The organism is Halochromatium salexigens, assembly GCF_016653295.1.
GTDB lineage: Bacteria > Pseudomonadota > Gammaproteobacteria > Chromatiales > Chromatiaceae > Lamprobacter > Lamprobacter salexigens.
This window is the reverse complement of sequence record NZ_NHSF01000056.1, coordinates 32,435-43,868: the sequence shown is the minus strand read 5'-3', so window position 1 is coordinate 43,868 and position 11,434 is coordinate 32,435. Positions and strand designations below refer to the sequence as shown.

Below are 11,434 nucleotides of genomic sequence, written 5' to 3'. Positions count from 1 at the left end.
AGGAAGTAGCGTCGCTGCTGGAACAGCTTGATCAGGAAGCTCGGGCTGCCGGTCTCGAACCAGTAGTTTCGGAAGCTGTGGCCATCGCTAATGAACAGCAGGATGTCATAGGGGTTATAGACCGGCTCACCGAGAAAACCGTAGCCGTTATACCAACGGCGTAGCTCGTCCCAATCGACCCCGGCAAGATGCTCGGCGAAGGTGGTCTCGAGATCCTGCTGGGTGTAGCCGCAGATGGTCGCAAAGGGGGCGCTGAGCGTGATGTCGCGCAGTTGATTGAGCCCCGAGAATAGGCTGACCCGACTGAATTTGCTGACGCCGGTCAGAAAGACGAAGCGCAGATGGGCATCTTCGGCCTTGAGCACGGAGTACAGATTCTTCAATCCCTCACGTAGCTCAGCGGCACGCTCCGGATGCTCGATGTTGTCGAGGATCGGCTTGTCGTATTCGTCGATCAGCACCACCGCGCGTTGGCCGCTCTGGCCATGGGCCTGGCGGATCAGGTCAGCGAAGCAGCCCGGGATGTCAGTATCCTGCCCGTCGCTATCGATCCCGAGTCGAAGGGCATTGTCCTTGAGCAGTTGCCGGATGCGCCGATCCAGCTCGGCACGGCTCTGGAGCACACCGGCGGCAAAGTCGAGCAGGATCACCGGATGGCGTTGGCTCCAATCCCATTGGTCATGGATGTGTAGGCCGCGAAACAGCGCCTCGTTGCCCTCGAACAGCTCCTTTAGCGTATCGACGAACAGGCTCTTGCCGAAGCGGCGCGGACGCGAGAGAAAATAGGCCTTGCCTTGCTGCGCTAGGGCCTGAGCATCGGCGGTTTTATCGACGTAGCAATAGTTACCCTCGCGGATCTCGCGGAAGGTCTGGATGCCGATGGGGAGCGGTTGGCGGGACATAAGGCTGAAGTCGCGAGTGATCAGTGGCCGAGTGCTGCGAATCTCGCCATTATCTTGCACTGCGATCAACGATCCTGCACGGCGATCACCTGTTTGCATCGCAGTCGGCGTTCCCGAGGCAGGCGAGCAAAATCATCGCATCAGGGATGCCGGGCTTCGGTCGCCACAGGGTATCCTTGTCGTCTGCAGTCCAAGGCCCCGCACTCTCCTCCAATATGAATCTGCGTGATATCAAGTACATCCTCGCCCTCGCCGAAACCCGGCATTTCGGCCGCGCCGCTGAGCGCTCGTTCGTCAGTCAGCCGACGCTGAGCGGCCAGATCCGCAAGCTCGAGCACGAGCTGGGCGTGACCATCTTCGAGCGCACCAATCGCTCGGTCGAGATCACCCCCACCGGTCAGTTGATCCTGCAACATGCGCGCCTGCTGATGGAGCAGGCCGACGCCATCGAGCAGGTCGCGCGCGCCCATCAGGACCCGCTCGCCGGGCCGCTGCGCATCGGCGCCATCCCCACGCTGAGCCCCTATCTGCTGCCGCTGATCCTGCTGCCGCTGCGCGAGCGCCTGCCGCAGATCAAGCTGGTACTGATCGAGGAGATCACCGAAACCTTGCTCAAGCGGCTCGAGCATCACGAGGTCGATGCGGCCCTGTTGGCGACCCCGGTCAGCGAGCCCGAGCTGGTCGCACGGCCGCTGTTCGAGGAGCCGTTCTGGCTCGCCCATCCGCGCCAGCACCCGCTCGGCGACAAACCCGAGATCACCGAGGCCGATCTGGAAGCGACCGAGCTGCTGCTGCTCAGCGACGGCCATTGCCTGACCCATCAGGTGATGGAGGTCTGTCGCCTGGCCGAGCGCCCGCGCAGCGGCGAGATGGCCGATCTGCGCGCCTCCAGCCTCGAGACCCTGCTGCAGCTAGTCGGTGCCGGTTTCGGCTGCACCCTGCTGCCGGCGCTGGCCTGCAGCGGCGAGACCCCGCCGGACAGCCCGATCGTGCGCCGGCCATTGCATCTGCCAGATGCCTATCGGCGCATCTCGCTGGTCTCGCGGCGGAGCTTCCCGCGTCAGCAGGCGCTGGATGCCTTCGCCGAGGTGCTGGTCTCGCAGTTGCCGGACTCGGTGCGGACGCTGCCGAGCGCGCCGGTTGCTACGGCCGCTCCGGCCGCTGATGACGCGTTGAATTCATCCGCGCTTGCCGCTGCATCCACCTCTGCAACTGAATCCGCGCCAGAGCAGACAGCGGCTCCCACTGCTGCACGCGCTTCCGGAGCGATGCCCGCCTCGGGATCGACAGCCGAACCTGGATCGATGCCCACTTCGGGGTCGACGCCCGCATCCGGATCGACGCACACCTCTGCGGATATAATGGCGGAAGCGCTTGCACCTCCATCTTCAGCGGCATCAACGGCATCAAACAAATGAGCGAGCAACGCTTCTTCGCCAGCGCCGCCCGCAATCTCGAGAGCCTGCTCGCCGATGAGTTGCGCGGGCTTGGCATCGACAGCGCGGTCGAGACCCGCGCCGGGGTCGAGTTCTCCGGCAGCCTCGCCGACGCCTACCGCGTCTGCCTCTGGTCGCGGGTCGCCAGTCGCGTGTTGCTGCCGCTCAGCGCCTTCGCCGCATCGGACCCGGACGCGCTTTACGCCGGCATCCGCGCGATCGACTGGTCCGAGCACCTCGGCCCGGAGCAGACCCTCGCGGTCTCGGTCGACAGTGCCCGTTCGCAGATCGAGCACACCCAGTTCGCAGCGCAGCGGATCAAGGATGCGATCGTCGATCAGATCCGCGAGCGCAGCGGCAGCCGTCCGAGCGTGCGTCCGATCCAGCCCGATCTGGCGCTGCGCTGCCGGCTGTTCCGCGACCAGGCCGTGCTCTTCATCGACCTCTCCGGCGAAGCCATGCATCGGCGCGGATGGCGCCTCCAGGGCGGCGCCGCGCCCTTGAAAGAAACGCTCGCGGCTGCGCTACTGCTGCGGGCCGGCTGGCCCGAGATCGCCGCCGGCGGCGGTGAGCTGCTCGACCCACTGTGCGGTATCGGCACCCTAGTGATCGAAGGCGCGCTGATCGCCGCCGACATCGCCCCAGGGCTGCGACGCGAGTATTGGGGCTTCAGCGGCTGGCGCGGCCATGACCAGGCGGCCTGGAGTGCGCTCCTCGCCGAGGCCAAGGAGCGTCGCGCAAACGGGCTGCATCGGCTCGCGCGCAGCAGCACCAGTCTGCGCGGCAGCGATCTCGACCCGGCCGCGATCAAGGCCGCACATGCCAATGCCACACATGCTGGCCTCGCAGGCCATGTGCGCTTCGAACGACAAGCGCTGGAGGAATGCCAGCCAAGCCGTTCGTCTCCGATGGCAAATTCAAGCCTCGATCAAAGCCTGAATCCACGCCTAAGTGCGGGCTCAAGCATGAGCCAAATAACCGACACAGGCAGCAGCGCAAGCCTGAACGCCAGCATTGGCACCGTCAGTGATGCCGGTACCGGCGGTAGCGCGGAAACAAGCCCTAGACCCGGCTTGCTGATTACCAACCCACCCTATGGCGAGCGCATCGGCGCCGAGGATCTCGCCGGCCTCTATCAGTCCCTCGGCGCGCTGCTGCGCACCCAGTTCGAGGGCTGGCGCGCCGCCGTGCTGACCGGCAACCCAGAACTCGGCAAGCGCATGGGGCTGCGCGCGCATCGCTTCCATACCCTCTACAACGGGCCGATCGAATGCCGCCTGTTGCACTTCGAGGTCGCTCCCGAGGCGCATGTCTCGGACCGACCGCGCCCGCTGCCGATCGCCGAGCGTGGGCCCGGCGCCGAGATGCTCGCCAACCGGCTGCGTAAGAATCAAAAGACGCTCAAGAAATGGCTAGAGCGCGAGGGCATCCATTGCTACCGGCTCTATGATGCCGATCTGCCCGAGTACGCGCTGGCGGTCGATGTGTACCAGAGCGCCGATCCGGCGACCCCGGAACGGCGCTTCGTGCAGGTGCAGGAATACGCGGCGCCAACCGGCATCGACCCCAAGGCGGCCCGGCGGCGGCTGCGCGAAGGCATCGGGGTCATCGCCGAGGGGCTCGCGGTGCCCGAGCAGGATCTGTTCTTTAAGGTCCGCCAACCGCAGCGCGGCAAGGCCCAGTACGAACGGCTCGCGCAGACCGGTCACTTCCACAGGGTCACCGAGGATGAGCTGACCCTGTTGGTCAACTTCGAGGATTATCTGGATACCGGTCTGTTCCTCGACCACCGCGAGACGCGCCGCCTGATCGCTCGTCTGGCCGCCGACCGGGCTGTTCTCAACCTGTTCGGCTACACCGGTGTCGCCAGTTGCCATGCCGCGCGCGGTGGTGCCCGCTCGACCACCACGGTCGATCTCTCCAAGACCTACCTCGACTGGGCGCGGCGCAACCTGGCACTGAACGGTTTCACCGGCCGTGATCACCAATTGATCCAGGCTAACTGTCTGGAATGGCTCGAGCAGGCACGCGCCTATCACGGTCACTTCGGGCTGATCTTTCTCGATCCGCCGACCTTCTCGACCTCCAAGCGGATGGACGGCACCTTCGAGGTCGAGCGCGATCAGGTCGGGTTGATCCGCGCCGCCGTGGCCCTGCTCGCGCCCGAGGGTGAGCTGATCTTCTCGACCAACAAGCGCCGCTTCAAGCTCGATGAGGAAGCGCTAAGCGATCTGGAAATCCAGGACATCAGCGCCCAGACCATCCCCAAGGACTTCGCCCGCAATCCGCATATCCACTGCTGCTGGCGGATTCGGCGCGAACCATGACTGCGAACCGGCGCCGCTTCTCAAAGCACAAACCGCTCGCCGATCGCACCAGCGATCTCGTAGCGGACCGACGATGCCGCGGGCAAGAACGCTCTCGCAACGAGCACGGCCACTATGCGATAACCATCAGCAAAAAAGCACCGCTCCGAATGCCCACATTAGACCTCGGAACGGTGCCATCAAACCGTTGCTTGACGCCCTCGGGAGGGGCGAGGGCGCTAGCCTGTGCAAGCCCTAGCCGGCTAGGAAATTGTACTTGCTGCCTTCAGCGAGTACGAACGAATGGACCGCGAGGGCGATCAACAGCACGACGAACAGGATCGGCATCAGCCAAGTGCCAGGATGGCATACGGTCCAGATCTTCCAATCGTCTTCGGGGTTGCGCGGACGCTGGATTTGTTGGTCAGCCATTGTGTAATCCTCTTAAAGTGAATGGATTCGGAACGTGATGATCGTGCCTTGGTGATTCAGAACCAGGGCTTCCAGGCCAGCACTAGCAGATGCGCAACCGCAGCGATGCCGACGAACGCCGTATAGGTGATCTTGAACTGTTCGTGGAATTCTTTCGCTTGGTCAGGAGGGAGACCCGTCATCGGATTGTCCTCGGTCGTGTTGTCAAGGAATGCCGCGCGATCATTCGGCGGCTGAAATGCACTGGTTTATTGAGCCAGCGCGCCAAGCTTGTATCACTCTGCCGCAGGTGCTGCGGGTGCCTGCTCTTCGGCGGCGGCTGCCGGCGCGACCTCGGCCGGAGCCTCTTCCGCTGCGACCAAGAAATTGTACTTGCTGCCGTCGGCGAGCACGTACGAATGCACCGCCAGTGCGGTTAACAATACGACGATCATGATCGGGAGCAGCCAGACCCCGGGATGCACGACGGTCCATAACAGGTAGTCGCGTTCTTTCGGTTTGTAGTCGAATACTTTTTGAAACATGACTTGGACCTCGCTCGCTATCAGAACCAGGGCTTCCAAGCCAGGACCAGGAGGTGGGCGACGGCGGCGATGCCGACGAACGCCGTATAGGTCACTTTGAACTGTTCGTGAAACTCTTTTGCTTGTTCCGGGCTCAGGCCGGAAAGGCTCTTCGAATCTGCCATTGTTTCGCCCTCCATTAAGGAGTCAGGGTGTCGTATACCGCCCGCAGGCGGGCGGAGGTGTAGCCGCTCTTCTCGGGCGGCGGGTCATCGCTGCGTGCACAGCCGCAGCACGTAAACAGTGCCTGATGGATACTTGGCCAATGACCAGGGCTAGTGCTGATCTGGTGCTGTTGCCAGCCGCAGGCTCGTTATGCGTAAGTCTAGCTAGACACGCAGGTATGTCAAGAAATAATTACAAGTAATTTTACTTATTTCTGACTCTTTTAGTCAAAAAAGCAAGTAATGCTACTTGTGCTTCGTTTGGCAAGGAGGCCTCGAGAGATTGAACGGGATATCGAACTGGCCAGAATGCGCTAGGCTTGTTTCTAGACCCTGACTGGATCATCGGAGGAATTCGCATGAACGCCACTCGAGCGCCAAGACCGAATATGCAACCGCTAGCACCGATGCCACCGTCGGACGCCCAGCAAGCACTGAACGCAGCGCCGGGTGCGGCGATCGACCCTGGTTATGTCTTAACGCTCTATGTCGCGAGTCTGACCCCGCGCTCGGCGATGGCGATCCAGTCAGTCAAGGAGGTCTGCGAGAAGTATCTCAGCGGTCAGTATTCACTGGAGGTCGTCGACATCTACGAGCGCCCCTCGCTGGCCAAGCACGATAAGATCCTCGCTGCCCCTACGCTCATCAAGCGACTCCCGCTGCCGCTGCGCCGGCTCATCGGTGACATGGCCGATGAGCACCGGGTGTTGATCGGACTCGACCTGAGGACCCGACTCGAGCCCCAGGAGACCCAGATTTGACTCGCCGCCGATGACGCTGCCTCGCACCGCTAGATCCACGCCTCCTCCAGAGCACACCTCGGCACCGGGCACACACGCGGCTTTGCGTGCCGAGAACCAAGAGCTGCGCGCACGCCTGGAGGAGGCTGAGGAGGCCTTGCGGGCAATTCGCGAGGGCGAGGTCGATGCGGTCATCGTCAGCGGCAGCAAGGGCGATCGTGTCTTCTCGCTGAGCGAAACCGAGAATCTACATCGGCTGATGGTCGAGACCATGAACGAGGCCGGACTCGCCACCTCGGCCGACGGGCTACTGCTCTACGTCAACAACCGAACCGCCGCACTGCTCGAATACCCTCGGAGCCAGCTGCTAGGGCGCCCGATCGAGGACTTGGTGGTCGCAGCTGACGTGCCCCGGCTGCGACGGTTCCTGGATGCCGCTCACGCGGGCGCCGCCGATGACCGCATCGTGTTTCGCTCAGCGAGCGGTGCGGAGGTGCCGATGCATCTCTGGGCAAGCTGGCTGCCAAGGCCAGGCGAGGCGATGATCTGCCTGGTAGGCACCGATCTGACGCGACTTGAGGCCGATCAAGCCATCCTTAACCAACTGCGCGAGCACCAGCAGGCGCTCAAGGACTCGCGCGCCGAGGCCCTGAAGCTCCTGGCTCAGGCCCTGGTCGCCCGCGAGCAAGCGGCCGAGCTAGCGCAAGAGCTACGCGAAAGCGATCGGCGTAAGGACGCCTTTCTTGCCACCCTGGCGCATGAACTGCGCAATCCGCTCGCGCCGATTCGCAACGCCCTCGAGATCCTACGGCTGTGCGAGGCCAGTCCAACCGCCAGTGGCGAGGCACGCGCGATGATGGGGCGTCATCTCGATCACTTGGTGCGCTTGGTCGACGACCTCATGGACATCTCGCGCATCACTCACGGCAAGATCGAGCTGCTCAAGGAGCGCCTGGAGCTAGCAAGCGTGATCACGAGCGCGGTGGAAACCGTGCAGTCCTTACTCACCCAGTCCGGGCAACACCTGCGCGTGGAACTGCCGCCGGAGCCGATTTGGCTCGAGGGCGATCCGACCCGACTCGCGCAGATCTTCGGCAATCTCCTCAATAACGCAATCAAGTACACCGCCGCCGGCCAGGTGATTCGCATCAGCGCCCGACTGCGGCTGCCGAACGAGGTCGAGGTATGGGTCGAGGATACGGGGGTCGGCATCCCGGCGGAGATCCTTCCGCATGTCTTTGATATGTTCGCCCAGGGCTCTGAGCCGCTACCCCAGACGCAGAGCGGACTCGGGATTGGTTTGACGCTGGTGCGTAAGTTCGTCGAGTTGCATGGTGGACGCGTCATGGCTTTCAGCGCAGGCCGCGACCAAGGTAGCCGCATCCAGGTGTGGCTCCCGCTCGCCGCCAGCGCATGCGGCGCTGCCGAGGCGCCTACCCGCGCGCCCGCTGCCGGCGATCTCATTGGTCGCCGCATCCTTGTCGTCGATGACAACCAGGACGCGGCGACCAGCCTGGCCCAGGCGCTCAGGCTCAAGGGCGCCGAGGTGCGCGTTGCCTTCGCCGGTGGCGTCGTCCTGAACAGCCTTGCCGAGGCCAGCGCCGAGGTGGTGCTCTTGGACATTGACATGCCCGATCTCGATGGTCACGAGGTGGCGCGGCGGATCCGTGCCAACCCGGTCTGGGATGACATCCGGCTGATCGCGATGACCGGCCTCGGCACCGCTAATGTGCGTTGGGATTCGCTCGCGGCCGGTTTCGATTACCACCTGATCAAGCCGGTTTCCTTCGAGGTTCTGGATGCGCTGTTGGTACCCACGCCCAACGGTGCCGCCAGCGATCCGCCCACCGGTACGCAAGCCCTCGCGCCCGTCGGCGACGAACCGCTCCCGGCCTCCCCGCTGCCGGTCTTGCCGTCCGCTGGCCTCGCTCGTTCAGTTGCTCCCGCTGGTCCGCAACCAGAACCAAGCGCGCCAGTGGCGGAGCGCACTGACTCGCTCGTCGCCTCGCTCCTGCACGACCTAGCGCAACCCTTGAGTTCGGCCCGCTGCTTTGCCATGGCGGCACGGACACTGACCGCACAATTGCATCCCGAGGGCCGCCCCCAAGGCTGTTCCCGGCATCAGCCGTTGCTCGAGGCGCTAGCGGGGGTCGACGCGCAAATCGAGCGCGCGAGCGAACTTCTGGAACACCTGCGCGACGCACTTCAACCGTCGCAAGCAAACGCGGAGGAGGCACGCGGCGACGCCGAGACTAGGCCCGATTGAGCCGGCGCGCACACCACCCCGGCCGGTGGATCGGTATCATTGGGGCCATGTTCACTACAAGCCGACCTTGTCCGCCAAGGCCGATCTTGCCGAGTGTCAGTCGCTCTCTCGTCATACCAGAACAAAGTTGCTGTCCATTTTCTGCTTCCCGCTTGGTGCCAGACAGAAGGCGCTCAAGTCGGGACGCGGTGAATGGACACTTTCTAAAGAGTTGATCATGAGTACCGAACCCGTCGTTTATATCGTGGATGATGATTCCACGCTGCGCGAAGCCCTCTGCATGCTCTTCGAGTCGGTGTGCATCCGCTCGGTAGCCTTCAACAGCGGCGCCGAGCTGCTCGATTCCGGCATGCTGCAACAAACGCGCGCGGGCTGCCTGCTCGCCGACGTGCGCCTACCTGGCATCAGTGGGATCACCCTGCTCGAACGTTTGCGCGAAGCCGGCATCGAGATCCCCACCATCGTGATCACGGCCTATGGCGACATCCCGATGGCGGTTCGGGCAATGAAGCTCGGCGCTGTCGATTTCATCACCAAGCCGTTCAATCCGCAGACGGTGCTGGAACTGGTGCAAAAAACCCTTGACGCTGCTCCAGCCTCACCTCGGGCTCCAGATCCAACCTCGACCACGCTCCCGGCCTCGACCCAAGACGCCGCAACAAAACCGCTCACCGAGGTCGATCAAGGCCTGCTGGAACGCTATCGCACGCTGACGCCACGCGAACAGCAGGTGTTCGAACAGATCACCGCTGGCAAGACCAACCGAATGGTGGCCGATGAACTCGGCATCAGCGTGCGGACCGCGGAATTTCATCGCGCTAGGGTGATGAAAAAACTGCGGACGCAAAACCTAGCCGATCTAACGCGCGCGCGACTCAGCCTCCAGGATCACCTGCTCAGCGAGACTGACCGATAAATAAGCAGGACGCGCGGCGCGCGACTACCGCCAAGGCTTCCACGGGCCGCTCGCCTTCATGGCGCAGCACCACCGTGTCGAGCCGTTCGACGATCAGTCCAGCCACCTCGAGCACTTCGCGCAGATAACGCCCGCTGTGTCGGTAACGTCCCGAGGGCTGTAGCTCCCAGGACTCCCCGCCGGCCTCCTCAGTGGTGGCGATGAACAGCCCCTCGGGCCGCAGCGCTGCGGCAACCGCGGTAACCAACGGCTCCAGGGCGCCCAGGTAGATCAGCACATCGGTGGCAATGATGATATCCCAGGCCTCATGCACGTTGGCCAAGAAGGCCTCGGCATCGGCCTCGTGCAAGGCGTCATAGAGGTTTTGCTCGGCGGCTCGGGCGAGCATCCGTGGCGATAGGTCCAAGCCATCCAGGCGCTGGGCCAATGGGCGCAGGACCGGCCCCACCAGTCCGGTGCCGCAGCCAAGGTCCAGCAAGGCATCCACGCCCTCGGGGCGCGCGGTGCGCAGCAAGTCCTCGACGAGGGTTGGCCCGGCGTAGTCGAGGGCGCCGAGCCGGTCATCGAAGCTCTCGGCGAAGGCGTCGAAGGTGACGCGCACGTAGTGGTCGCTGGCCCGCTCCGGCGGCGAGGCATTCATCAGTGCCGGCGCCAGATGCCGAGCCGTGGGGCTGTCGGGGTAGGCGCTCAGCCAAGCGGCGGCCTCTTGTCTGGCCTTCTCCGGGCTGCCGGCGGCGCGCAGCGCATAGAGGGTCTGGCCGTGGACCGTATGCAGGGACTCCGCAGCGGGCTGCAACGCTAGGGCACGGCGTCCTGCTTGTAAAGCCGCCTCGAGGGCGCCGGCATCCTGAGCGGCCTCAGCCAGGCCGACGCGCGGTGTTGGATCATCGGGCGCGACTTCAGTCGCGGCCTGGAACGCCTCCATGGCCTCTTGTGGCTGCTTCAGCCGGCGCAACGCGTTACCCAGCATCAGGTGCGCCTGCGCCAGCCGTGGAGCCAAGGCAATGGCCTCGCGCGCGGCCTGGGCGGCTTCGTCATCGCGCCCTTTGCGCCACAGCGCCGCCGAGAGCCCGGTCAGCGAAGGGGCATGGTCGGGGCGCTGGCTCAGAGCGCGGCGGTGCATGGCCTCCGCCTCATCCAGATGACCCGTCTCGCGCAGGGCATGGCCACGGGCGGTGAGGATCGCGGCGGAATCGGGCGCTAGACTGACAGCGCGCTCCAAGGCCTCTAACGCCTCGCCATGCCGATCTTGCGCCTTGAGCACCGTCGCCAGATTAGCCAGGATCTCCGGGCTGTTCGGCGCCACGGCTAGCGCATCGCGATAGGCACCCTCGGCCGCGGCCGTCTGGCCAGCATCCTTCAGTGCCAAGCCCAAATGGCGATACATCTCGGGGTTATTCGCATCACCCTTGAGCGCGGCGCGAAAATGGCGAACCGCCTCCTTCGGCCGGCGCCGTTGATGCACGGCGATGCCCAGGAAATAGAGTGCGCGGGCGTCGCTCGGGCGCCGCCGCAGGATGCGGCGATAGGCCTTTTCGGCCTGTTCCAGCTTGCCGGCACGATGCAGGTCCGCCGCCTGCGCGAGCGCCTTATCGCCGTTGCGCGAGGAATTGCGCTGCGTCATAGCGTCTCTCCGGTATCATCGGTGGCTGCGTCCGGATTGTGTTTCGCCCCCACACGAGACGTCAATTGAGCGCCGCTGAGCGGCC

General features: G+C 64.2%; 11 protein-coding genes. 5 read left to right on the top strand and 6 right to left on the bottom strand.

What is annotated here, in order from left to right; genetic code table 11:
- Positions 1–902: ATP-binding protein (locus CCR82_RS09405; RefSeq protein ID WP_201245516.1), on the bottom strand; the 902-nt coding region annotated here is incomplete at its 3' end.
- Between the two features lie 176 nt (positions 903–1,078).
- On the opposite strand from CCR82_RS09405, the gene CCR82_RS09400 reads away from it, so the two are divergent.
- Positions 1,079–2,320: a LysR substrate-binding domain-containing protein gene (locus tag CCR82_RS09400; RefSeq protein ID WP_420827320.1), complete on the top strand. Its 1,242-nt coding sequence runs from the start codon at positions 1,079–1,081 to the stop codon at positions 2,318–2,320.
- On the top strand, positions 2,317–4,665 hold the full coding sequence (gene rlmKL, locus CCR82_RS18660) for a bifunctional 23S rRNA (guanine(2069)-N(7))-methyltransferase RlmK/23S rRNA (guanine(2445)-N(2))-methyltransferase RlmL (protein ID WP_242513376.1): 2,349 nt from the start codon (positions 2,317–2,319) through the stop codon (positions 4,663–4,665). The genes CCR82_RS09400 and rlmKL overlap by 4 nt, the downstream gene beginning before the upstream one ends.
- Before the next feature lie 234 nt (positions 4,666–4,899).
- Here the strand turns inward: rlmKL and pufA are convergent, their stop codons facing one another.
- From pufA to pufB (CCR82_RS09370), 4 genes are all read right to left on the bottom strand, one after another.
- The gene (gene pufA / locus CCR82_RS09385) at positions 4,900–5,076 is read right to left on the bottom strand and encodes a light-harvesting antenna LH1, alpha subunit (protein WP_201245389.1); all 177 of its coding nucleotides are present in this window, start codon (positions 5,074–5,076) and stop codon (positions 4,900–4,902) included.
- A 56-nt stretch (positions 5,077–5,132) separates the two neighbouring features.
- Positions 5,133–5,258: a light-harvesting antenna LH1, beta subunit gene (gene pufB, locus CCR82_RS09380; protein WP_201245387.1), complete on the bottom strand. Its 126-nt coding sequence runs from the start codon at positions 5,256–5,258 to the stop codon at positions 5,133–5,135.
- A 93-nt stretch (positions 5,259–5,351) separates the two neighbouring features.
- Entirely contained in the window at positions 5,352–5,600 is a 249-nt protein-coding gene (locus tag CCR82_RS09375; RefSeq protein ID WP_201245385.1) for a light-harvesting protein, read from the bottom strand.
- Positions 5,601–5,620: 20 nt separating this feature from the next.
- On the bottom strand, positions 5,621–5,764 hold the full coding sequence (gene pufB, locus CCR82_RS09370; RefSeq protein ID WP_201245372.1) for a light-harvesting antenna LH1, beta subunit: 144 nt from the start codon (positions 5,762–5,764) through the stop codon (positions 5,621–5,623).
- Positions 5,765–6,162: 398 nt separating this feature from the next.
- Between pufB (CCR82_RS09370) and CCR82_RS09365 the strand changes: the two genes are divergently transcribed.
- The 3 genes from CCR82_RS09365 to CCR82_RS09355 all read left to right on the top strand — a co-directional run bounded on the left by CCR82_RS09365 (position 6,163) and on the right by CCR82_RS09355 (position 9,725).
- The gene (locus CCR82_RS09365) at positions 6,163–6,564 is read left to right on the top strand and encodes a circadian clock KaiB family protein (RefSeq protein WP_242513375.1); all 402 of its coding nucleotides are present in this window, start codon (positions 6,163–6,165) and stop codon (positions 6,562–6,564) included.
- A 10-nt stretch (positions 6,565–6,574) separates the two neighbouring features.
- Complete coding sequence (locus CCR82_RS09360; protein WP_201245369.1) at positions 6,575–8,809, top strand: hybrid sensor histidine kinase/response regulator; 2,235 nt, start codon at positions 6,575–6,577, stop codon at positions 8,807–8,809.
- A gap of 217 nt (positions 8,810–9,026) precedes the next feature.
- Positions 9,027–9,725 (top strand): response regulator transcription factor, encoded by a 699-nt coding sequence (locus tag CCR82_RS09355; RefSeq protein ID WP_201245367.1) that lies wholly within the window; start codon positions 9,027–9,029, stop codon positions 9,723–9,725.
- Here CCR82_RS09355 and CCR82_RS09350 read toward each other — a convergent pair.
- Positions 9,706–11,349, bottom strand: coding sequence for a tetratricopeptide repeat protein (locus CCR82_RS09350; protein WP_201245364.1), 1,644 nt, complete (start codon positions 11,347–11,349; stop codon positions 9,706–9,708). The two genes, CCR82_RS09355 and CCR82_RS09350, sit on opposite strands and share 20 nt — an antisense overlap.
- Positions 11,350–11,434: the final 85 nt, after the last annotated feature.